This is a genomic window from Lysobacter enzymogenes (genome assembly GCF_900106525.1).
GTDB lineage: Bacteria > Pseudomonadota > Gammaproteobacteria > Xanthomonadales > Xanthomonadaceae > Lysobacter > Lysobacter enzymogenes.
Genome location: NZ_FNOG01000002.1, coordinates 285,105 through 306,910, shown reverse-complemented (window position 1 = coordinate 306,910; position 21,806 = coordinate 285,105). Strand labels below are relative to the sequence as shown.

Annotated in this window: 20 protein-coding genes; 9 read left to right on the top strand and 11 right to left on the bottom strand. The window is 70.3% G+C overall.

Annotated elements, in window-relative coordinates:
• Window positions 1-124: 124 nt before the first annotated feature.
• A complete protein-coding gene (gene gltX / locus BLU84_RS05640) occupies window positions 125-1,522 on the top strand; it encodes a glutamate--tRNA ligase (RefSeq protein ID WP_074863832.1) in 1,398 nt (465 codons plus the stop codon).
• A 41-nt stretch (window positions 1,523-1,563) separates the two neighbouring features.
• Entirely contained in the window at window positions 1,564-2,061 is a 498-nt protein-coding gene (locus BLU84_RS05635; RefSeq protein WP_074863830.1) for a transcriptional repressor, read from the top strand.
• A gap of 145 nt (window positions 2,062-2,206) precedes the next feature.
• On the opposite strand, the gene BLU84_RS05630 is transcribed toward BLU84_RS05635, so the two are convergent.
• The 4 genes from BLU84_RS05630 to BLU84_RS05620 all read right to left on the bottom strand — a co-directional run bounded on the left by BLU84_RS05630 (window position 2,207) and on the right by BLU84_RS05620 (window position 6,618).
• Window positions 2,207-3,463 (bottom strand): MFS transporter, encoded by a 1,257-nt coding sequence (locus tag BLU84_RS05630; RefSeq protein ID WP_074863828.1) that lies wholly within the window; start codon window positions 3,461-3,463, stop codon window positions 2,207-2,209.
• A 266-nt stretch (window positions 3,464-3,729) separates the two neighbouring features.
• Window positions 3,730-3,951, bottom strand: coding sequence for a DUF6053 domain-containing protein (locus BLU84_RS28265; RefSeq protein ID WP_425479327.1), 222 nt, complete (start codon window positions 3,949-3,951; stop codon window positions 3,730-3,732).
• Window positions 3,902-4,297: a MarR family winged helix-turn-helix transcriptional regulator gene (locus tag BLU84_RS05625; protein ID WP_233431079.1), complete on the bottom strand. Its 396-nt coding sequence runs from the start codon at window positions 4,295-4,297 to the stop codon at window positions 3,902-3,904. The genes BLU84_RS28265 and BLU84_RS05625 overlap by 50 nt, the downstream gene beginning before the upstream one ends.
• A gap of 305 nt (window positions 4,298-4,602) precedes the next feature.
• Window positions 4,603-6,618, bottom strand: a complete 2,016-nt coding sequence (locus BLU84_RS05620; RefSeq protein WP_074863824.1) for a TonB-dependent receptor — start codon at window positions 6,616-6,618, stop codon at window positions 4,603-4,605.
• Between the two features lie 84 nt (window positions 6,619-6,702).
• Here BLU84_RS05620 and BLU84_RS05615 point away from each other — a divergent pair, with 84 nt between their 5' ends.
• The 3 genes from BLU84_RS05615 (at window position 6,703) to BLU84_RS05605 (ending at window position 8,446) form a co-directional block, all read left to right on the top strand.
• Window positions 6,703-7,119 carry a MerC domain-containing protein gene (locus tag BLU84_RS05615; protein ID WP_074864669.1) on the top strand — a complete coding sequence of 139 codons (417 nt, stop codon included), beginning with the start codon at window positions 6,703-6,705 and terminating at the stop codon, window positions 7,117-7,119.
• Between the two features lie 223 nt (window positions 7,120-7,342).
• On the top strand, window positions 7,343-7,528 hold the full coding sequence (locus tag BLU84_RS05610; RefSeq protein ID WP_057946712.1) for a 30S ribosomal protein THX: 186 nt from the start codon (window positions 7,343-7,345) through the stop codon (window positions 7,526-7,528).
• 264 nt (window positions 7,529-7,792) lie between these two features.
• Window positions 7,793-8,446: a hypothetical protein gene (locus BLU84_RS05605; protein ID WP_074863822.1), complete on the top strand. Its 654-nt coding sequence runs from the start codon at window positions 7,793-7,795 to the stop codon at window positions 8,444-8,446.
• A gap of 78 nt (window positions 8,447-8,524) precedes the next feature.
• On the opposite strand, the gene BLU84_RS05600 is transcribed toward BLU84_RS05605, so the two are convergent.
• The 3 genes from BLU84_RS05600 to hutI all read right to left on the bottom strand — a co-directional run bounded on the left by BLU84_RS05600 (window position 8,525) and on the right by hutI (window position 12,200).
• Entirely contained in the window at window positions 8,525-9,376 is an 852-nt protein-coding gene (locus BLU84_RS05600; protein WP_083382350.1) for a DUF6348 family protein, read from the bottom strand.
• Window positions 9,373-10,578 (bottom strand): dipeptidase, encoded by a 1,206-nt coding sequence (locus tag BLU84_RS05595; RefSeq protein WP_074863820.1) that lies wholly within the window; start codon window positions 10,576-10,578, stop codon window positions 9,373-9,375. The genes BLU84_RS05600 and BLU84_RS05595 overlap by 4 nt, the downstream gene beginning before the upstream one ends.
• A 365-nt stretch (window positions 10,579-10,943) precedes the next feature.
• On the bottom strand, window positions 10,944-12,200 hold the full coding sequence (hutI, locus tag BLU84_RS05590; protein WP_074863818.1) for an imidazolonepropionase: 1,257 nt from the start codon (window positions 12,198-12,200) through the stop codon (window positions 10,944-10,946).
• 142 nt (window positions 12,201-12,342) lie between these two features.
• Here hutI and BLU84_RS05585 point away from each other — a divergent pair, with 142 nt between their 5' ends.
• Entirely contained in the window at window positions 12,343-13,629 is a 1,287-nt protein-coding gene (locus BLU84_RS05585; RefSeq protein ID WP_083382348.1) for a formimidoylglutamate deiminase, read from the top strand.
• A gap of 126 nt (window positions 13,630-13,755) precedes the next feature.
• Here BLU84_RS05585 and BLU84_RS05580 read toward each other — a convergent pair whose 3' ends face one another.
• The 3 genes from BLU84_RS05580 to BLU84_RS05570 all read right to left on the bottom strand — a co-directional run bounded on the left by BLU84_RS05580 (window position 13,756) and on the right by BLU84_RS05570 (window position 17,718).
• A complete protein-coding gene (locus tag BLU84_RS05580) occupies window positions 13,756-14,298 on the bottom strand; it encodes a methylated-DNA--[protein]-cysteine S-methyltransferase (RefSeq protein WP_074863815.1) in 543 nt (180 codons plus the stop codon).
• A complete protein-coding gene (locus BLU84_RS05575; protein WP_074863813.1) occupies window positions 14,295-15,875 on the bottom strand; it encodes a DNA-3-methyladenine glycosylase 2 family protein in 1,581 nt (526 codons plus the stop codon). The genes BLU84_RS05580 and BLU84_RS05575 overlap by 4 nt, the downstream gene beginning before the upstream one ends.
• A gap of 565 nt (window positions 15,876-16,440) precedes the next feature.
• The gene (locus BLU84_RS05570) at window positions 16,441-17,718 is read right to left on the bottom strand and encodes an alkaline phosphatase family protein (RefSeq protein ID WP_074864663.1); all 1,278 of its coding nucleotides are present in this window, start codon (window positions 17,716-17,718) and stop codon (window positions 16,441-16,443) included.
• 193 nt (window positions 17,719-17,911) lie between these two features.
• On the opposite strand from BLU84_RS05570, the gene BLU84_RS05565 reads away from it, so the two are divergent.
• On the top strand, window positions 17,912-18,472 hold the full coding sequence (locus BLU84_RS05565; RefSeq protein ID WP_083382347.1) for a YybH family protein: 561 nt from the start codon (window positions 17,912-17,914) through the stop codon (window positions 18,470-18,472).
• A gap of 262 nt (window positions 18,473-18,734) precedes the next feature.
• Complete coding sequence (locus tag BLU84_RS05560) at window positions 18,735-19,076, top strand: hypothetical protein (protein ID WP_074863811.1); 342 nt, start codon at window positions 18,735-18,737, stop codon at window positions 19,074-19,076.
• Between the two features lie 145 nt (window positions 19,077-19,221).
• On the opposite strand, the gene BLU84_RS05555 is transcribed toward BLU84_RS05560, so the two are convergent.
• On the bottom strand, window positions 19,222-19,803 hold the full coding sequence (locus BLU84_RS05555) for a TetR/AcrR family transcriptional regulator (RefSeq protein WP_074863809.1): 582 nt from the start codon (window positions 19,801-19,803) through the stop codon (window positions 19,222-19,224).
• A gap of 145 nt (window positions 19,804-19,948) precedes the next feature.
• Here BLU84_RS05555 and hutU point away from each other — a divergent pair, with 145 nt between their 5' ends.
• Entirely contained in the window at window positions 19,949-21,622 is a 1,674-nt protein-coding gene (gene hutU, locus BLU84_RS05550) for a urocanate hydratase (protein WP_074863807.1), read from the top strand.
• Window positions 21,623-21,806 lie beyond the last annotated feature (184 nt).

Genomic DNA, 21,806 nt, shown 5'->3' with positions numbered 1-21,806 from the left:
TTCGCCCGCAAGGCCCGTGCGGGCTGCGCGGGGCGGCTTTCGGCCCCCGGCCGGGCCCGCAAAACCCGGCGGCCCCGCATCCGTTAAAATCCCCGGTCTCCCTCCGATCCACCCGAGCCCGCGCATGACCCGCACCCGCTTCGCCCCCAGTCCCACCGGCTACCTGCACATCGGCGGCGCCCGCACCGCCCTGTATTGCTGGCTGGAAGCGCGCCGCGCGGGCGGGCAGTTCGTCCTGCGCATCGAGGACACCGACCGCGAGCGCAGCACCCAGGCGGCGATCGACGCGATCCTGGAGGCGATGGACTGGCTCGGCCTGAGCTACGACGAGGGCCCGATCTACCAGACCCAGCGCCTGGACCGTTACCGCGAGGTGGCCGAGCAGATGGTCGCCGCGGGCACTGCGTACTACGCCTACGAGACCAAGGACGAGCTGGAGACCGTGCGCAACGCCGCGCTCGCGGCCAAGGAAAAGCCGCGCTACAACGGCGCCTACCGCGAGCGCAACGAGCCGTATCGCGAGGATCCCAACCGGGTGATCCGCTTCAAGAACCCGCTGGACGGCACGGTGGTGTTCGAGGACAAGGTCAAGGGCCGGATCGAGATCGCCAACAGCGAGCTCGACGATCTGGTGATCTTCCGCGCCGACGGCTACCCGACCTACAACTTCGCGGTCGTGGTCGACGACCTGGACATGGCCATCACCGATGTCGTGCGCGGCGACGACCACGTCAACAACACGCCGCGCCAGATCAACATCTACCGCGCGCTGGGCGCGACGGTGCCGCATTTCGCCCATCTGCCGATGATCCTCGACCCCGAGGGCGCCAAGCTGTCCAAGCGCACCGGTGCGGCCGATGTGATGCAGTACCGCGACGAGGGCTATCTGCCGCACGCGCTGCTGAACTATCTGGTCCGCCTGGGCTGGTCGCACGGCGATCAGGAGATCTTCTCGATCGAGGAGATGACCCGGCTGTTCCAGCTGTCCGACGTCAACTCCAGCGCCTCGCGCCTGGACAAGGCCAAGCTGGGCTGGATGAACCAGCAGTACCTCAAGAGCGACGATCCGGCCGAGGTGGGCAAGCATCTGGAGTGGCACCTGCGCCAGCACGGCTACGACCTCGCCGCCGGCCCGGCGCCGGCCGACATCGTGATCGCGCTGCGCGACCGCGTGCAGACGCTCAAGGACATGGCCGAGCGCGCCGCGGTGTGGTTCGGTCCGCTGACCCAGTACGACGAGGCGGCGGTGGCCAAGCACCTCAACGCCGCCGCGCGCGCGCCGCTGGCCGAGGCGCGCACGCGTCTGGCGCAGCTGCCGGCGTGGACCGCCGACGCGGTCGGTGCGGCCCTGCACGAGGCCGCCGAAGCCCTGGGCCTGGGCATGGGCAAGGTCGCCCAGCCGCTGCGCGTGGCCATCACCGGCACCCAGGTCAGCCCGGACATCTCGCACACGGTCTACCTGGCCGGCCAGGCCGAGGCCTTGCAACGCATCGACGCCGCCCTTACTAAGATTCCTGCGTAATTCGGCCAGCGAAAGCCGCCGCGCCGCCACCGGAGCCCGCCATGAGCACCAGCACCGCCTGCACCGATCCCCAACACCACGTCCACGACGGCGACGGCTTCGTGCACGAGGTGGAGCGGGCCTGCGAGCAGCGCGGGCTGCGGCTCACGCCGATCCGCGCCCACGCGCTGCGCCTGATCGCCGATGCGGGCAGGCCGATGAAGGCCTACGACCTGCTCGACCAGATGAAGGCCACCCACGACGCCGCGGCGCCGCCGACGATCTACCGCGCGCTGGATTTCCTGCTCGAGCACGGCTTCATCCACAAGCTGGCCTCGATCAACGCCTTCGTCGGCTGCCACCATCCCGGCGCGGCCCAGCACGCGGTGCCGTTCCTGATCTGCGACACCTGCCAGTCGGCGACCGAACTGGAAGACGAGCGCATCGTCGACCTGCTCGAAGCCCGCGCGCGCGCGCTGGGCTTCGTGCCGCAGGCGCAGACTCTGGAAGTGCACGGCATGTGCGCGAACTGCGTCGAAGCCAAAGCCGTTAAGGCCTGAAAGCTCCCTGTAGGAGCGGCGCGAGCCGCGACTGCGAATCCGCAACATCGATGGAATCCTCGTCCAGGCGAATAACCTGTTGACGGGGTTGCGTCGTGGTTGCGGTTTCGCGGTCGCAGCTTGCGCCGCTCCTACAGGTAGGCCATCAGGCTTTCGCTGCGGCCGCCAGCGCCGGCGCCATCGGCTTGGCCTCGCGGATCGGCAGGTTCGCCGCCGCGGCCAGCAGCGCGAGCACGATGTCGGCGTACCACATCCAGGTGTAGGCGCCGAACTTCGCCATCGCCAGACCGCCGAGCCAGGCGCCGAAGAAGCCGCCGATCTGGTGCGACAGCAAGGTCAGGCCGAACAACGTGCCCAGGTAGCGCGGGCCGAACAGCTTGCCGACCAGGCCCGCGGTCGGCGGCACCGTCGCCAGCCAGGTCACGCCCAGGCCGGCGGCGAACAGGTAGAAGGTCAGCGGCGTCGGCGGCGAGATCAGATAGATCGCGATCAACGCCGCGCGGCTGGCGTACATGCCGGCCAGCAGGTACTTCATCCGCCAGCGCTGGCCGAGCCAGCCGGCGGCGAGGCTGCCGGCGACGTTGAACAGCCCGATCAGGCCCAGCGCCATCGCCGAGACGTTGTCAGACAGCCCGCACAGCGCGATCTCGCCGGGCAGGTGGGTGACCAGGAAGGCGATGTGGAAGCCGCAGGTGAAAAAGCCCACGTGCAGCATCCAGTAGCTGGGATTGCGCAAGGCGATGCGCAGTTGCTCGCGCAGGCCGATGCCGTCCGCCGCAGCGTTCGCGCTGGTGACCGCGGTCGCGGCTTCGCGCCGGCGCCGCAGCGGCCAGGCCAGCGGCAGCGTCGCCAGCGCGGCCACCGCCAGGGTCCACATCGCCGCCATCCAGCCGGCCGCGGCGATCACCGCCTGGACCAGCGGCGCGAACAGGAACTGGCCCATCGACCCGCCGGCGTTGATCACGCCCGCGGCCATCGAGCGCTTTTCCGCCGGGATGCGCTGGGCGGTGGCCCCGATCAGGATCGAGAAGCTGCCCGCGCCCGCGCCGGCCGCGCCGAGCACGCCGAGGGTCACCATCAGCCCCCACTGCGACGACGCGAACGGCGTCAGCGCCATGCCGGCCATCAACAGCAGGCCGCCGAACACCAACACCCGGCCCGGCCCGCGCTGGTCGGCGAGCGCGCCGAACAGCGGCTGCACCGCGCCCCAGACGAACTGGCCGATGGCCAGGGCGAAGCTGATCTCGGCGATGCCCAGGCCGGTGCTGTGGCCGATCGGCTTGATCAGCAGGCCCTGCGACTGGCGGATGCCCATGGTGATCAGCAGCATCGCGGTGGCGGCGAGCAGCAGCGGCCAGTAGGACGGTGGCTTGGTCGGCGCCGGGAGCGGGGTGGGGGTCATGGCGGGCTCTTGGTGGGAGGGCTTTCGGGCCCGATGCGGCTGGCTCGGAACAGGCCGACCCCGCTGTTGTGGAGGGCCTTCAGGCCCGACGCTGTTGGTTCAAAGCGAGCTGGATCTGCTGCTGTAGGAGGGCCTTCAGGCCCGATGTTTTTGGCTCAAGACAGGCAGGATCTGCGGCTATGGGAGGGCCTTCGGCCCGATGTTTTTGACTCGAGACAGGCCGGACCCGCTGTTGTGGGAGGGCCTTCAGTCCCGATGTTTTTGGCTCAAGACCGGCCGGATCTGCGGCTATGGGAGGGCCTTCGGCCCGATGTTTTTGACTCGAGGCAGGCCGGACCCGCTGTTGTGGGAGGGCCTTCGGGCCCGACGCTTTTCGTTCCGGCCTGAGCGAAAAGCGTCGGGCCTGAAGGCCCTCCCACAAAGGCCGTGCACCGACGCTCATGGCGCTTCGCCCTGCAACTGCGCGATCGCCCGGTCCAACTGCGCATGCAGCGCAGCGATACCGTCCGCGCCCAGGCCTTGGTCGATCTCGTCCTGCGCCCGACGCCACAGCGGCATCGCCCGCTCGACCACCGCGCGCCCCGCGGCGGTGATGCGCAACAGCCGCTGGCGCGCGTCCTCGCCCGGCGCCGATTCGACCCAGCCGGCCGCGCTCAGCGGCTTGAGGTCGCGGCTCAGGGTGCTGCGGTCCATGCCCAGCTCGTGCGCGATCTCGCCCAGCGGCCGGCCGCGGCCGCCGGTGCGGCGCAGGATCGAGTATTGGTTGAGGTTGACGCCGGCCGGCGCCAGCGCCTGGTCGTAGCGCTGGCTCATCAGCCGCGAGAGTTTGCGCATGCGGAAGCAGCTGCAGACGCTGGGGGGCTGGGCGGAGGCGGCGGGTTCAGTCATTGTGTGTATATACACCTAATTCGTCCGCGACCGCAAACGCCGACCGCGAAGGTCGGCGTTCGGGAGGGCATGCATCCGGAGAGCAGGCGTCGGACCGCCAGCGCGGGAGAAGCGCGGAGGCGGGACCGCGATGCCGGTCGGGAACCGGCGATCGGGAGAGAGGACGGCCCCGGCTCCGCGCGCGGAACCCATGCGCGCGCCGGGCTGGCCCGACGCGATTTTCAGCTGGCGCGTTGCTCAGCGCGCGTTCGTCAGAAGAACACCCGCACGCCGAAGTCCACGCCGCGGCCCGGCAGCACCACGGTGTCCTTGAGGAACGAGGTGTGCACGCGCGCGACCTGGTCGGTGAGGTTGTTGCCGTCCAGGAACAGCTCGTAGCCCAGATTGCCGGCGTCCCAGTGATAGGCCACGTGCGCGTCGACCAGGGTGTAGCCGTCGGTCGGGGTCTCGTTCGCCGCCACCTTGTCCTGCTTCATGTAGCGGGTGGCGCCGAGCGAGGCGCGCCAGCTGTCGGCGTTCCAGCGCAGCTCGCCGCCGAAGCGGCCCGGCGCGATGCGCGGCAGGTTGCCGCCGCGGTCGAGCTTGGCGCGCACGGTGTCGCCGAACACGCGCACGTCGAACTTGCCGGCGGCGCCGTCGAACACATGGGCGATGGCTTCGCCCTCGAAGCCGGTGAACTTGGCGTCGGCCTGGCTCCACTGGCGCACCGGATTGTCTTCCTCGACCTCGCCGGTATCGACCAGGTAGATGAAGCCGTCGAAGCGGGTCTGGTAAGCGGCGACCTTGGCCTCGAACTTGGCGCCGTGGTAATGCAGGCCGAGCTCGAACTGATCGGCGCGTTCCTTGCGCAGGTTCGGATCGCCGATCTCGAACGAAGCGGTGGCGGCGTGCAGGCCGTGCGCGAACAGTTCTTCCTCGGCCGGCGCGCGTTCGGCGCGGTCGAGGTTGAGGCTCAGGCGCCAGGCTTCGTTGAACTTCCACAGCAGGCCGGCCGACAGGCTGAGCGGGGTGAAGTCGCGCTTGTCGCCGCCGTCCGGCGTCACCTTGACCTTGTCCACGCGCGCGCCGAGCTCGAGCTTGAGCGCATCCCACTCGCGCTGTTCGGTCAGGAACAGGCCGCCGGCGCGGGTCTTGGTGCGCGGCACGAAGGCCTCTTCGCCGATCGCCTGGAAGGTGCGGTCGTAGCCCTGCAGGCCGATCGCGCCGGTCCAGCCGGCCAGCGGCTTGTGGGTGAGTTCGAAGCGGCCTTCGGTGGCGTCGTTGAGGAAGCGCGTGCCGACCTCGGCGCCTTCGAATTCGGTGTGTTCGTATTCGGTTTTGGCGACGCTGGCGCGCAGGCCGCTGAAGAGGCCGAATTCCTGGTTGATGCCGCCCTTGAGCTCGAAGCGGTTCTGCTTCATGTCGATGTGCACCGGCGACTCGCCTTCCTCGGCGTTGCCCGGCTCGCCCGGGTTGCCGTACTTGTCTTCGTAGCGCGCGGCGGAGAAGCCCAGGAAGCCGGCGTCGCCGACCAAGGACGCGCCGAGCGCGCCGGTCTTGGTGTCGACGAAGCTGTTGCGCTGGCGGCCCAGCGGCGTGTCGTAGTCGTCCTTGTTGCGGTACACGCCGTCGGCGTGCAGCACCAGCGCGCCGTCGGCGCCGGAGGCATCGACGCGGGCCATGCCGGTGACGCCGCTGTCGACCGTGCTGCGGCGGATCTCGGCGCGGCCGGACACGGTTTCGTCGAGCGGCTTTTCGGCGATGCGGCCGTCGACCACGTTGACCACGCCGCCGATCGCGCCGCTGCCGTAGAGCAGGGTGGCCGGGCCCTTGAGCACTTCGATCTGGTCGGCCAGGAACGGTTCGATCGCGACGTTGTGGTCTTGGCTGACGGTGGACACGTCCTGGGTCGCCAGGCCGCCGCTCATGACCGCCACGCGCGCGCCTTCCAGGCCGCGGATGATCGGTCGGCCGACGCCGGCGCCGAAGTTGGAGCTCTGCACGCCGGGCAGCTTGCCGACGGTTTCGCCGAGCGTGTTGCCGCGCGCTTCGTCGAGCTTTTCGCCCGACAGCACTTCGACCGGCTGGGCCAGGTCTTCGGCGCTGCTCTTGAGCGGGCTGGCGGTCACGACCACCGCGTCCAGGCTGGTAGCCTTGTCGTGGCGGGTGTCGCTGGGATTGGAGGCGGCGTCCTGGGCCGCGGCCTGGCCGAACGGCAGGGCCAGGGACAAGGCGAGAGCGAGTGCGCTGCGGCGGGCGCGGGGAGAGGCCACGATGGGGTTGGACATGATGAAAGAGCCGATTCTGAACTGGCGGGGGAGGTTGAAATGTTATAAAGTAACGCAATCTGATTGACAACCATCCCATTAGTCATCCCCCTCATGACGGCATTCCTTCGCGGCCTGCTCGACCGGATCGGCGCCTTCGGCTCGCTGGCCTGCGCGGTGCACTGCGCCGCCCTGCCGCTGCTGATCGCGGTGCTGCCCTCGCTGGGGCTGGCGGCGTGGTTCGGCGACAGCTTCGAGCTGGCGTTCGTGATCTTCGCCACTGCCTTGGGCTGCTTCAGCGTGATTTCCGGCTATCGCCGCCACCACGCCCTGCGCGCCCTGAGCCTGATGGTGCCCGGCCTGGCCCTGCTCTGGGTCGGCGTGCTGTACGCCCCGCTGCACCATTCCCTGGTCCCGCACGCCATCGCCATGACCATCGGCGGCGCCCTGGTCGGCCTGGCCCATCTGGCCAACCTGCGGCTCAACCACGGCCACGTCCACGACGCCAGCTGCGCCCACTGAGCGCCGCCCCGGCCTGCCGTTTCCGGCGCGTCCCCACACCCGCCCGCCGAGCCCTTTGCGGGCCGCGTGGAACCCGAGTTCCGGGCGCTTGTGCTAGGCTTCGCAGCCTCGCGCGCGGGCCTTCTGCGCCGGACACCGGGCTTCGCGACCCGGCCGCGGCGTTCGCGGCCTGCGCGGACCATCATTTCGAAAGACCGCAAATCACGATTACAGGAGCACGACCATGGGTAAGGGCGACCGCAAGACCGCCAAGGGCAAGCGCTACAACTCCAGCTACGGCAACGCCCGCAAGGCCGTGACCAAGGCCACCGGCAGCGCCGCCGCGCCGGCCGCCAAGAAGACCGCCAAGACCGCCGTCGCCAAGGCGCCGGCCAAGAAGGTCGTGGCGAAGAAGGCCACCAAGGAGTAAGTCGCTGCGCGGCCCCGCGGCCGCCGATGCGACGACGAAGCCCCGCTCCGGCGGGGCTTTTGTTTGCCCGCGGCATTTCCGCTGCGGCCTTTATCCGTAGCGCGCGTGGCGCGCGCGCCGGCCCAAGCCGGTACAAACCTCACTTGCGTCGCGCACGAAACGTGCCGGCCCTCGAAAATCCGAGACGGCTTGTAACTTTTTCATTAACATCCCCGCCGTTCCCGAGGAACGGGACGCTTACCACATCAAGGATCAAGGGGACTTATGAAGAAGCAACTCGCGCTGGCCGCCGCGCTGGCCGCCGCCTCCACTTCGGCTTCCGCCTACGAGAAGCTGAGCCACACCTACGTCGAAGCCGGCTTCGCCAGCAACCAGGTCGAGCTGCCGACGCAGCTGCCCGCCGGTTTCTCGGTCGACGACATGACCGCCAACGGCGGCTTCATCAACGGCTCGTTCGCGGTCGGCGAGAAGTTCTACGTGTTCGGTGGCTACAGCCAGGGCAAGGACGACAAGCTCGGCGTCAACGTCGAAGGCTACGGCCGCGTTTTCGAATTCGGTACCGACGTCAAGCAGGTGCATGCCGGCGCCGGTTACGCCCACCAGCTCAGCGACCGGGTCGAGTGGAACGGCGAAGTGGCCTTCCTGCGCACCCGTTTCGAAGTCGACCAGGGCTTCTTCGACAACAACAAGGCCGAAGGCGACGACTACCGCGCCTCGATCGGTCTGCGCGGCCAGCTGGCGCGCAACTTCGAAGGTTGGGTCAAGGCCAGCTACACCGACGGCGACATGTACGACAAGGAGTTCAGCGGCACGCTGGGCGGCCTGATCAAGTTCAACGACAGCTGGGGCATCGTCGGCGAAGCCGAGATGGGCAGCGATCAGAAGCAGTACCGCCTCGGCGTGCGCTGGAGCTTCTGAGCCCGGCGTTCGTGCGGCACCTGCAACGAAAAAGCCCGGCTCGCGCCGGGCTTTTTTTTCGGGCCGCCGCGGCGCGCCTTACTCCGGCGCGTCCTGCACCACCACGTACTGCTTGCGGAATTCCAGCGTCTGCCCCGGCGCGGTCGGCCAGGCGGCGGCGTAGGCGCGCAGCCCGTCCAGACCCTGAGGCCAGTCTTCGCCGTTGACCCGGCAATCGGCCTGGCATTCGCCGTCCTCGTGGTCGCGCGAGGCGAACAGGCGCAGCGCGAACACGCCCTGCGCGTCCAGCAACGGCTGGAACGCGTCGAGCGAATTGGTGAACAGACAGCACGGGCAGAAATCGTGGCCGTCCTCCTCGCCGTCGACCGCGCAGGCGCCGGCCGCTTCGGCCTGCTCGGCGCGGCCGAAATGCGCGACCGGGCCGAACACGACCCGGCGCTTGCGCAGCGGCGCGCCGTTTTCGCCGCCGAACTCCATGCGCATGCTCATGCAGTGCTCCGGCTCCGGCCGCGCCGCGTCCAGCAGCGCCATCAGATCGGTGCGCGCCCATTGGTCGAGGCCGCGCTTGATCGAGGCGTCGAAGTTCTCGCCGGTGGCGTGCTGGTATTCGAACAAGCCCTGCGGGAACAGCTGCGGGTGATTGCACTGGATGGTGCTGGCGGTGCGGATGGTGCCGCCGTCGAGCTCGGTGAACTCGACCAGTTGCGGGAACGCGAACAGGCCGTCGTCGCCGATCTCGATCCAGCCGTTGTCGTAGACGTGCGCGCGCTGGCCGAGCGCGGCCAGGATTTCGGCCAAGGTCTCGACCAGGTCGAACGGCTCCAGATAAGTTTCGCCGTTCTCGTCCTCGAAGCGCAGGTGGCCGGCGGGTGAGCCGCCGGGATTGGCCTCGAGCAGGGCGAACGTGGGGCCGGCGGCGGAAGCGCTCACGAACGCACCGCCTTGGCCTCGACCTCGCTCCACACCCGCAGCAGATTGGCGCCGAGCACCTTGCGGATGGTTTCGTCCGAATGCCCGCGCGCCTTCAGCCCTTCGATCAGGTTGGGATAGTCGGCGACCGACTTGAGCCCTTGCGGCAGCGCGCCGCTGACGCCGTCGAAGTCCGAGCCGATGCCGACGTGGTCGGCGCCGAGCAGCTTCACCGCGTAATCGATCTGATCGAGCACCGCGTCGATCTTGACCGCGCGCGGCGGATGCGCGGCTTCCCATTCCTTGTCGAAGGCCTGCGAGGATTTCGGCGTCTCGCCGCGCTTGCGCGCTGCCGCCTGTTCCTGCTCGAACTTGGCGCTGGCGACGAAATAGGCCTGGGTGTCGGCGGCCGAGGCCGGGTCGACGAAGGCGTTGCCGAACACCACCTGGACTACGCCGCCCTTGGCCGCGATCGCCTTGGCCAGTTCGTCGCTGAGATTGCGCTCGAAGCCGGGGGTGAAATGGCGCAGGCCCGAATGGCTGGCGATCACCGGCGCCTTGCTGCGCGCGAGCACCGCGCGCACCGCATCGTCGGACAAATGCGAGACGTCGACCATGATGCCGAGCCGGTTCATTTCGTCGACGACTTTGCCGCCGAACGGGCTCAGCCCTTTCCAGGTGTGTTTGCGGCTGTAGGACGAATCGCTGATGCGGTTGTCCTCGCTGTGGGCGAGGGTGATGTAGCGCACGCCGCGGTCGAAGAACAGCTTGAGCTTGGACAGGTCGGCGCCGATCGGCGCGCCGTTCTCCATGCCCAGCGCCAGCAGCACGCGCTGGTTGTGCGCGTTCAAGCGTTCGAAATCCTTGGGCGAGCGCAGCACCGCGAACTGCTCGGGGCGGCGGCCGACCATCGCCTCGACCGCGTCGATCTGGGTGTGCGCGGTCTGGGTGGCGGTGCCGGCGGCGTCCTCGCCGGGCGAGGTGTAGATCGACATGAAGGCCACGTCGAGCCCGCCCTGGCGCGCGCGCGGGTAGTCGAACTCGACCTTGGGCGCGTCCAGGCCGAGGTCGGCCCACTCGCGCAGCAGCAGGCTCGGCGCGTCGATGTGGGTGTCGACGATGATCGCGTCCTGGGCGAAGCGCTGGCCGGCGCTGAGGGGTTGATCGGCCTGCGCGGCCGGCGTCGACAGGGCGAGGGCTAAAGCGAGAGCGGCGATCCGCACGGGTCCTCCGGGATGGGCGCGGCGCGCATCGATGCGCGCGGGAGGGCCAGCGTACAACAGCGCCGCGGTGCGGGTTGTGGCGGTGCAGCGACGAAGCGGGGTCGGACGGACTGGGTTACCTGTGGGAGCGGCGCGAGCCGCGACCGCGGCAACGCAACTACGCCGCGACTTTCGTCGTAATCGTGTTGTCGCGGTCGCGGCTCGCGCCGCTCCTACAGGGGGCGATCCGGCGATCCGGCGATCGGGCGGGTACGAGCGAAGCCGGACTGTATGGCCTACCTGTAGGAGCGGCGCAAGCCGCGACCGCGAAACCTCGCATACGTCGCAAGCGCGATGTCGAGGCCGCTGCTACGCGCCAGCAGCGATCAAGCGACCTGCCGCCCCGCGCAGAACACCCGCTGCGCCAGCCGCCCGCCGAGCCAATAACACAGCTCGGCCGGATGACGGATATCCCACAGCACGAAGTCCGCGCTCGCGCCGACCCGCAGCGCGCCGGCGTCGGTCAGCCCCAGCGCGTTGGCCGCGTGCACGGTCGCGCCGCGCAGCGCCTCTTCCGGGGTCAGTTTGAAATGCGTGCACGACAGCTGCATCGCCTGGCGCAGCGACAGCAGCGGCGAGGTGCCCGGGTTGCAGTCGGTCGCCACCGCCATCGCCACGCCGTGTTCGCGGAACGCGTCCAGCGGCGGCAGCTTGGTTTCGCGCAGTACGTGGAACGCGCCGGGCAGCAGGACCGCGACCGTGCCGTGCGCGGCCATCGCGCGCACGCTGTCCAGCGAGGTGTGCTCGACATGGTCGGCCGAGAGCCCGTCGAACGCCGCCGCCAGCGCGCCGCCGCCCAGGTCGCTGAGCTGGTCGGCGTGCAGCTTGACCGGCAGGCCGAGCGCGCGCGCGGCCTCGAACATGCGCGTGGTCTGCGCCGGGCTGAAGCCGATGCCTTCGCAGAACGCATCGACCGCGTCGACCAGGCCTTCGGCGTGCAGCCGCGGCAACCAGGCGCAGGCGGCGTCGATGTACTCGTCGGCGCGGCTCTGGTACTCCGGCGGCAATGCGTGCGCGGCCAGATACGTGGTGCGCACGCGCACGCCGAGCTGTTCGCCCAGGCGCCGCGCCACCCGCAGCATCTTGCGTTCGTTGTCGAAGTCCAGGCCGTAGCCGGATTTGATCTCGAGCGTGGTGGCGCCGTCGCCGATCAGGGCGCGGGCGCGCGGCAGCGACTGGCGCAGCAGTTCGTCCTCGTCGGCTTCGCGCACCGCGCGCACGCTGGAGACGATGCCGCCGCCGGCGCGGGCGATCTCCTCGTAGCTGGCGCCGTTGAGGCGCAGCTCGAACTCGCGCGCGCGGTCGCCGGCGAAGACCAGGTGGGTGTGGCAGTCGATCAGGCCGGGGGTGATCCAGCCCTGGGCCTGGATCACCTGGGCGGCCAAGCCCTCGGGCGGCGCGGGCAACTGCGAGCGCGGGCCCCGCCAGGCGATGCGGCCGTTGCGCCAGGCCAGGGCGGCGTCGGCGATTTCGCCGTAGCCGGCGCCGGCGTCGAGGGTGGCGAGCGAGGCGCCGAGGATCAGGCCGTCGTAGGGCCGGCCGTCGTCGGGCAAGCGGTCGGTGGAGTGCGATGAGGACGTCATGGCCGCGATTCTAGTGGCTGCGGCCGCGGCCGGCTGTGTACGCCGGCGCATCGTGCCGCGGGCGGCGCGCCGGGCGGCCGGCTTCGGCAAAGCGCCGCCGCGACGGTTTTCCTCGGCCGCGGCGCAGGCGAGAATGCCCGCCATGAACGCTACCGCTCCGAATTCCGTGTGGACCCCGCAAGGCTGGCGCGGCGACGCGTCCGGCGAACGCATCGTGCCGGGCATCGCCAACCTGCATTCGCACGCCTTCCAGCGCGCGATGGCGGGCATGGCCGAGCGCCAGACCAACCCCGCCGACAGCTTCTGGACCTGGCGCGAGACGATGTACCGCTTCGCCGCCCGCTTTACCCCCGAGGCGCTATATGCGGTGGCCGCGCAGCTGTACGTCGAGATGCTCGAAGCCGGCTACACCAGCGTCTGCGAATTCCATTATCTGCATCACGCGCCCGATGGCCGGCCTTATGCCGACCGGGCGGCGATGTCGCGCGCGCTGATCGCCGCCGCGCGCGACACCGGCATCCGCATGACCCTGCTGCCGGTGCTGTACATGACCGGCGGCTTCGACGAACGCCCGCTGGGCGAGCGCCAGCGCCGCTTCGGCCACGAGGTCGATGCCTACCTGCGCTTGCTGGACACCCTGCGCGTCGAACAGGATGCGACGCTGCGCGTGGGCTGCTGCCTGCACAGCCTGCGCGCGGTGCCGCCGGCGCCGATGCGCGAGGTGCTGGCGGCGCTGCCGGGCGACAGCCGCGTGCACGTGCACATCGCCGAGCAGGTGGCCGAGGTCGAGGACTGCGTGGCGGTGCGCGGCGCGCGGCCGGTGCGCTGGCTGCTCGACAACGCGGCCGTGGACGAGCGCTGGACCCTGGTGCATGCGACCCATCTCGACGACGGCGAAGTGCAGGGCATCGCGCGCAGCGGCGCGACCGTGGCTATCTGCACCACCACCGAGGCCAACCTCGGCGACGGCCTGTTCCCGCTGCGCGACTACCTCGACGCCGGCGGCCATTGGGGCGTGGGCTCGGATTCGCACATCTCGGTGTCGCCGGTGGAAGAGCTGCGCTGGCTCGAATACGGGCAGCGCTTGGCCACGCGCCGGCGCAACATCGCGGTGAGCGTCGGCGCGGACGGGTCTGACAGCGTCGGCGAGACCTTGCTGCGCGGCGTCGCCGCGAGCGCTGCGCGTTCGACCGGTTTCGCTGCCGCGGAGTTGGCGGGCGACCGTTTGGTGCTGGATCGCGACGCCCCGATCTTCGCCGGCGCGACCGATGGCGACTACGTGGACCGCTGGCTGTTCAGCGGCAACCGCAACCTGGTGCGCGAGGTCTTCGTCGCCGGCGAGCGGGTGGTGGCCGACGGCCGCCATCGCGATGGCGAGGCGATCGCGCGGCGCTACGGCGAGACCTTGCGCGCGCTGCTGACCGACTGAGGCCGAAGCCGGCGATCTCCCTGTAGGAGCGGCGCGAGCCGCGACTGCGACAACGCAACTTCTGCGCAAGTTTCGGCGTAGCTGCGATGTCGCAGTCGCGGCTCGCGCCGCTCCTACAGGGGGAGCTCAACCGCCGAACAAGTCGGCCACTTTCGGCGCTTCGTGCAGCGCACCTTCCAGCATCAGCAGATGCTTTTTCACCGGCAAGCCGCCGCCGAAGCCGGTCAGGCTGCCGTCGGAGCCGATCACGCGGTGGCAGGGCAGCACGATCGGCAGCGGATTGCGCCCGTTCGCCGCGCCGACCGCGCGCGTCGCGGTCGGCTGGCCCAGATGCCGCGCCATCTGCCCGTAGCTCCAGGTCTCGCCGTAGGGAATCAGCGCCAGCGTGCGCCAGCATTGCAGCTGGAACGCGGTGCCGTGCGGCGCCAGCGGCAGCTCGAAGTCGCGGCGCCGGCCGACGAAGTATTCGCCGAGCTGGCGGCGGGTCGCGGCGAGCACTTCGTCGTCGCCTTCGCGCCATTGCTCGTCCATCGCCGCCGGGTGCCAGGGCTCTTCGAATTCGATCAGGCGCAGGCCGTCGCCGCCGCTGACCAGCAGCAGCCGCCCGACCGGGCTGTCGATGTGCTGATAGCGCACCTCGCCGCGCTTGAGGCGGATCGGCGAACTCATGCGGCTTTCCTCGTTTTTTTGTCTTTGCCGACGGCCGCAGCGCGTGCTGGCGTTTTCAACGCCACCGGCGCCGGCATGCTGTCGCGCCAGGTGTGGATCACGCCGTAGGCGCGCCACGGCCGCCACGCTTCGGCGCGCGCGTTCAGCGCTTTGGCGCTCAGGCGCACGCCGTCTTCGGGCAGGGCTTTTTGCAGGACCAGATCGTCGGCCGGGAAGGCGTCGGGATGGCCGAGCGCGCGCATCGCGATGTAGTGCGCGGTCCACGGGCCGATGCCCGGCAGCGCGACCCAGCGCGCGACGAAGTCGTCGAGGGTGCGCTCGGCGCGGAAGTCGACGCGGCCGTCGAGCAGGGCGCGGGCGACGGTGCGCACGGTGTCGGCGCGGGCGCGGGTCAGGCCGATTTCGGCCAGATCGGCCTCGGCCAGCTCAACCGGCGTGGGGAACAGATGGGTCAGCCCCGGCCCGAACGGCTGCGGCAGGGCTTGGCCGAAACGCTGCGCCACGCGCGCGGCCAGCGTGCGCGCGGCGGCGACGCTGACTTGCTGGCCGAGGATCGCGCGCACCGAAATCTCGAAACCGTCCCAGCCGCTGGGCAGGCGCAGGCCGGGGCGCCTGGCCACCAGCTCGCGCAGGCGCGGATCCACCGACAGCGCCGCGCCGATGGCGCTGGGATCGGCGTCGAGGTCGAACATGCGGCGCAGGCGGTTGGTGATTTCCAGCAGCCGCGACGGCGCGGCGCCGTGCAGCTCCAGTTTCAGCGCGTGCTGGCGGCCGCGCTGGTCCGACGGCCACGCGCTCACCCGCAGCCAGCCCGGCGCGTCGATGGGGCCGATCGCGCGGCTGTAGCTGCGCTCGTCGACGTGCTCGACGCCGGGCAGGGCGCGGCCGCGCAGGAAATCGAGCATCGCGCTCAGGTCGTACGGCGGGCGATAACCCAGGCGCAGCACCAGCGCATCGCCGTCGCCTTCGCTCGCGGGCGATTCGTTCGGACGCCGGCGCAGATCGCGCGGAGCCATGCGGTAGGCCTCCAGGAACACCGCGTTGAAGCGGCGCAGGCTGCCGAATCCGGCGGCGAGCGCGACCTGGGTGATCGGCAGCCGGGTTTCGGTCAGCAACTGCTTGGCGAACAACAGCCGGCGCGTGCCGTGCACGCCGATCGGCGGCGCGCCGAGGCGTTCGACGAACAGCCGGCGCAGCTGCCGCTCGCCCAGGCCGACGCGTTCGGCCAGCGCCGACAGCGGGCCGTCGGCGAGCGCGCCTTCGTCGATCAGCTTGAGCGCGCGCGCCACCGCCGCATCGCCGCGCCGCCACGCGCCTTCGGCCGGCGACAGCTCGGGGCGGCAGCGCAGGCACGGACGGAAACCGGCGGCTTCGCAGGCCGCAGCGTGGCCGAAATATTTGACGTTGGCGCTCTTGGCGGTCGGCGCCGGACACACCGGCCGGCAATAGATGCCGGTGCTGGTGACGGCGACGAAGAACAAGCCGTCGAAGCGCGGATCGCGGCTGATGCGCGCCTGCTCGCACACCTGCGGCGGCGGCAGCGAAGGATCGGGAGCGGGGAGGGCGGGGGCGTCCATGCAGGCAGCCTAGCATCGGGCCGGGAGGGGGACTCGCCGGATTCGGACATCAACGCAATCGGCGCGAAACGGGCCGGTTCAGGCGTTCGTCGCGGCAGTTTCTGTCGCTCCCTGTAGGAGCGGCGCGAGCCGCGACTGCGTCGATTCAGCGGCGACGAACCTTAGCTATCGATGCAGCGGCACTACCTGTTGATACAGCGGCAATCGTGCTCATCGGCGACGGCGGAGTAGGCGCGATGCGTCGTTGGCGCAGTGGCGCAGTCGCGGCTTGCGCCGCTCCTACAGGGAGCTACCGCGGCATCGTCGTCGGTTGTCGCGACGGCATGAAAGCAAACGGCCCGGCCGTCGGGGGAGACGGGCCGGGCCGGGTCTTGCTCTGCGGGGCGCGCAGTGGAGGTCCCTGGAGTGCCCGCGTGCAAGTTAGCGCCGTCGCCTGCGCAAGAAGCAGTATCGGCGTCACTGAATCCGCATGCGATGACAAACGTCAACCGTGCAAGCGCTACGCCGATCGGATCGGCAACGCGAGGCGCGACCGACGTCGTTGTCGCGGCAACAGTTGCGCTTGTTACTTTTTCTGCGCCCGCGGGTCTTTCAACGCCGGCAGCAGCGGCGCGATGTCGCCGTCGTTCTTCGCCGGTTTGATGCCGAGCAAGCGCGCCAGCAGCGGATACACGTCGATGTTGTCGAACGCCGGGATCGTCGCGCCCTGGCGGAACGCCGGGCCGCGGGCGATGAAGATCGCGCGCATCGATGGCAGCGCCGGGTCGTAGCCGTGCGAGCCTCGGGTCTGGTTCTTCGGCGACTTCTTCAGCACCTCGCCTTCGATCGCGTCCCAGCCTTCGTCCATCTGGCAGACGATCGCCGGGATCCGCGGATGGGTGCCGTAATGCCAGCGCGCCGGCAGCTCGCCCTTGCGCCAGCATTGGTAGTGGTCGTGGCGGCCGAGCAGGCGTTTTTCCACTTCCGCTTCGAAGCCCGGGTTCGGGGCGACGCCGATCGACTGGCCGACCGAGGTCACCACCGCCTGCTGCGGCGTCACGATGTCTTCCACCGCCATGCGCTGGCCGACCGGAACCTCGGCCATGCCGTGGTCGGACACGACGATCAGGTTGACCCGGTCGAGTTCGCCGCGCGCGGCCAGGGCATCGGTGAGATGGCCCAGCGCGCTGTCGATGCGCTGCATCGCCGCACGCGCTTGCGGCGAGTTCGGGCCGTAGTCGTGGCTTTCCTTGTCGAGCGAGTCGAAGTACAGCGCGGTCACGTGCGGGCGGGTGGTGGCCGGCTCGCCGAGCCACTCCAGCACTTGCTCGACGCGCGCGATTTCGGTGATTTTCGGATCGAACGCGCGCGAGCGGTTCGCGTGCTGGCCGCGGACCGGCGCTTCGCCGCCCGGCCACAGCATGGTCGCGCCGCGCAGGCCGGCGTTCTGCGCGCCGATCCAGATCGGCTCGCCGCCGTCCCACCAGCGCGTTTCGCCGATCGCGTTGGGATCGGACACCCTGAACCGGCCCAGGTCCGGGTCGCGCATGGTGTTGTGGATCACCCCGTGGTGGTCCGGCCGCAGGCCGGTGACCAGGGTGTAGTGGTTGGGGAAGGTCTGGGTCGGGTAGGACGGGTTGATCCACTGCGCGCGCACGCCCTGGTCGGCGATGCGCTGCAGGTTCGGGGTCAGGCCCAGTTCGAGGTAGCTGGCGCGGAAGCTGTCGATGGAGATCAGCAGCAGCGGCGTGTCGGCCCGGGAAGGGGCGTGCGGCGGCGTCTGCGGCGTGCGCGTAGCGCAGGCGGCAAGGGACACGAGGACTGCGAGCAAGGCGGCGCGGGCCGCGGGGGCGATCGAATGCATCGCAAAATGATAGCCGCGGCGCATGTCGAGCCGGTGTCGGCCGTCGCGCGCGCCGGCCGCGCGGCGGGCCGCCAAGGTCGGCACGGCGTTGGGCCGGCGCCGGGTCGGCCGGGGCGCGGCATGACTTCAGTCGCTGGCGTGCGCATCGCCGCGGGCCGATAGTGGCGGCGGGGTTTCTGCCGCGAGGTCCGTCATGCGCCGTGTCGCCGTTGTCGTCGCCGCCTGCCTGGCGGGCTTGTCTGGATTCGCATTCGCCGAAGAGGCCGCCAAGCCCGTGGCCGGCGCCGCCGCGCCGTCGCAACTGAGCGCCGACGAATGCGCGGTGTGGGCGCGCGAACTCGGTTTCGCCCGCGCGCTGGCCGAACACGACGCCGCCGGGTTCGCCGCGTTCCTGCATCCGCAGGCCGCTTTCGGCGCCGGCCGGCCGCAGCCCACGCGCGGGCGCGAGGCGATCGCCGCCGAATGGGCCGGGCTGATCGCCGGCAAGGGCCTGCGCCTGCGCTGGTATCCGCAGCGCGTGACCATCGGCGGGGTCGGCGACGTCGCCTGGTCGACCGGGCCGGCGCTGTACCAGCGGCTGGAGCCGGGCGCGCAGCCGCGTTATCTGATCGGCCAGTACCAATCGGTCTGGCACCGCGACGGCGACGGCGTCTGGCGAATCCTGTTCGACGACGGCATCGCGCCGCGCCCGGCCACCGAGGCCGAGGCGATGGCGTTCGAACGCGGGCGCCGCGAGGACTGCCCGCGACGCTGACGACGGCTTAAACGGCCTGCGCGCCCTCGCCGCCGCGGGGGCGGGGCGGGCGTATGGTGGCCGGGTCCGCTGAAACCGGGGCGAAGGGTTCGCGCGATGGGCCGTTGGCAGGCTGGATCGCTTGGATATCGAGCGATTCGCAAGTCGAACCGTCCGCAATCGCGCCGTTCGCAATCCAGCGATCCCAACCCAGCACCGCTGCGGAAATCGCAGGCCTCGCATATCGGACCGTTCGCCATCGCAGCCCTTCGGGAGGTGTCCCATGCGTAACATCGTTTGCATCGCCGCGTTGGCCGCGGCGCTCGGCGCCGGCGCCGCTTCGGCGCAGACCGTGCAGGCGCAGGCCGACGCGCGCGTCGAAGCTGCGCAGACGGATACACAGGCCGGCGCGCAAGCCGGCGTCCAGGCCGACCCCGCCGCCGCGCAGGCGGCGCGCAACGACCCGCGTTGCCTCACCCAGACCGGTTCGCGCATCCAGGCCAGCTCGCGCGGCAAGCCGGCCTGTGCGGGCTACGGCCGCAGCTACGACCGTAAGGATCTGGAGCGCACCGGCGAGACCGATGTCGGCCAGGCCCTGCGCAAGCTCGATCCGCGTCTGCGCTGAGCGTCCCACCGCATCCCTTCCGGCACGGATTCGCGTCCGCGCCGTCCTCGCGCCCGGCTTCGGCCGGGCGCTTTTTTGTCAGGTTTCGGCGGGTTTCGCCGCCGCGCGCCCGGCTGCGGGGTCGCAGCGACGCGGCGCCGTGCGTTCAAGCCAGCAAGCCGTCGAGCAAGCGCCCCAGCGAAGCCTCGTAGAACTCGCGGAACTGCCGTTCGTCGAAGCTGAAGCGGCCGGCGCGGTACAGCGCGATCAGGCCGTGGGTGTGCGCCCACAGCGTCATCGCGATGTCCCAGGCGTCGCCGCCGCGCAGGCGGCCGGCCTGCTGCGCCTCGGCCACCACGTCGGCGACCACGTTCAAGGTCGGCGAACGGCGCGCGCGGAAGTCTTCGGGATAGCGCCGCGCGCGCTCGCGCCGCAGCGAGAAGGCGTGATCGAACAGGTGCGGATAGGCCAGCGCGTAATCCAGGTAGATGCGCTGAGTGGCGCGCAGCCGCGCGACCACGTCGCCGCCGTGCTTGCGCGCGGTCCAGTGGTGGGCGATCTCGTCGAAGCTGTCGTCGGCCACGCGCTGCAGCAGCGCTTCGCGGTTGGGGAAGTGGCGGTAGATCGCCATCGGCGTCAGCCCGACCGCTTCGCCGACCCGGCGCATGCTCACCGCCTGCGCGCCGCCGCGGGCGAGCAGGGCGCGCGCGGCCTGGACGATGCGCTCGGCGGTGGCGGGCGGGTTCATGTGTACAGCGTAAACATTTCGGCCCTGGCGCGACAGTTTCGTGCGCCGCACCGCCCCGCCGGCGGCCTGCGCGGTCCCGCTGCGCTGGTGGGGGGCGCGAACCCGGCGCGATAATTTCCGCCTCACTCGCATCACGGAAACCGCCATGTCCGCAGCGAACAACCGCAAAGACCCGTCCCGCACGATCCGCGCCCCGCGCGGCAGCGACAAGACCTGCAAGTCCTGGCTCAGCGAAGCCGCCTACCGGATGATCCAGAACAACCTGGACCCGGACGTGGCCGAGAACCCGGCCGAGCTGGTGGTCTACGGCGGCATCGGCCGCGCCGCGCGCGACTGGGACTGCTATGACGCGATCCTCAAGTCGCTGCGCGAACTCGAAGACAACGAAACCCTGCTGATCCAGTCGGGCAAGCCGGTCGGCGTGTTCCCGACCCACGCCGACGCGCCGCGCGTGCTGCTGGCCAATTCCAACCTGGTGCCGCACTGGGCCACCTGGGAGCACTTCAACGAGCTCGATAAGAAGGGCTTGATGATGTACGGCCAGATGACCGCCGGCAGCTGGATCTACATCGGCTCGCAGGGCATCGTCCAGGGCACGTACGAAACCTTCGTCGAGATGGGCCGCCAGCATTACGGCGGCGACCTCAAGGGCAAGTGGATCCTCACCGCGGGCCTGGGCGGCATGGGCGGCGCGCAGCCGCTGGCCGCGTCGCTGGCCGGCGCGTGCTCGCTCAACATCGAATGCCAGCAGAGCCGCATCGACATGCGTCTGCGCACCCGCTACGTCGACGAGCAGGCGACGGACCTCGACGACGCGCTGGCGCGCATCGCCAAGTACACCGCCGCCGGCGAGGCCAAGTCGATCGCGGTGCTGGGCAACGCCGCCGAGATTCTGCCGGAGCTGGTCAAGCGCGGCGTGCGCCCGGACTGCGTGACCGACCAGACCTCGGCGCACGACCCGGTGCACGGCTACCTGCCGATCGGCTGGAGCGTCGAGCGCTGGCTGGACGAGCAGAAGACCGATCCCGAAGGCGTGCGCGACGCGGCCAAGAAGTCGATGCGCGTGCACGTGGAGGCGATGCTGGCGTTCCACGCACAGGGCATCCCGACCGTCGACTACGGCAACAACATCCGCCAGATGGCGTTCGACGAAGGCCTGAAGAACGCGTTCGATTTCCCCGGTTTCGTGCCGGCCTACGTGCGCCCGCTGTTCTGCCGCGGCGTCGGCCCGTTCCGCTGGGTCGCGCTCAGCGGCGATCCGGAAGACATCTACAAGACCGACGCCAAGGTCAAGGAGATCATCGCCGACGATGCGCATCTGCACCGCTGGCTGGACATGGCCAAGGAGCGCATCAGCTTCCAGGGCTTGCCGGCGCGCATCTGCTGGGTCGGCCTGGGTCTGCGCCACAAGCTCGGCCTGGCGTTCAACGAGATGGTGCGCAACGGCGAACTCAAGGCGCCGGTGGTGATCGGCCGCGACCATCTGGACAGCGGCTCGGTGGCCTCGCCCAACCGCGAGACCGAAGCGATGAAGGACGGCAGCGACGCGGTCAGCGACTGGCCGCTGCTCAACGCCATGCTCAACGTCGCCGGCGGCGCGACCTGGGTGTCGCTGCACCACGGCGGCGGCGTCGGCATGGGCTATTCGCAGCATTCCGGCGTGGTGATCGTCTGCGACGGCAGCGAAGAGGCCGACCGCCGCATCGCCCGGGTGCTGTGGAACGACCCGGGCACCGGCGTGATGCGTCACGCCGATGCGGGCTACGAGATCGCCCAGCAGTGCGCGAAGCAGCAGGGCCTGAAGCTGCCGATGCTGTGAAGCATCGATCCCCCGAGTGGCCGCGCTGCTGCGGCCCCTCCCTGTAGGAGCGACGCAAGTCGCGACCGCGGAGTATCCGCTCGCGGCGGCGCTTGCGTCATAGCCGCGTTGTCGCGGTCGCGGCTCGCGCCGCTCCTACAGTCTGGAACGCGACGGCGGCCTCGTCATGGGGCCGCCGTTTTCG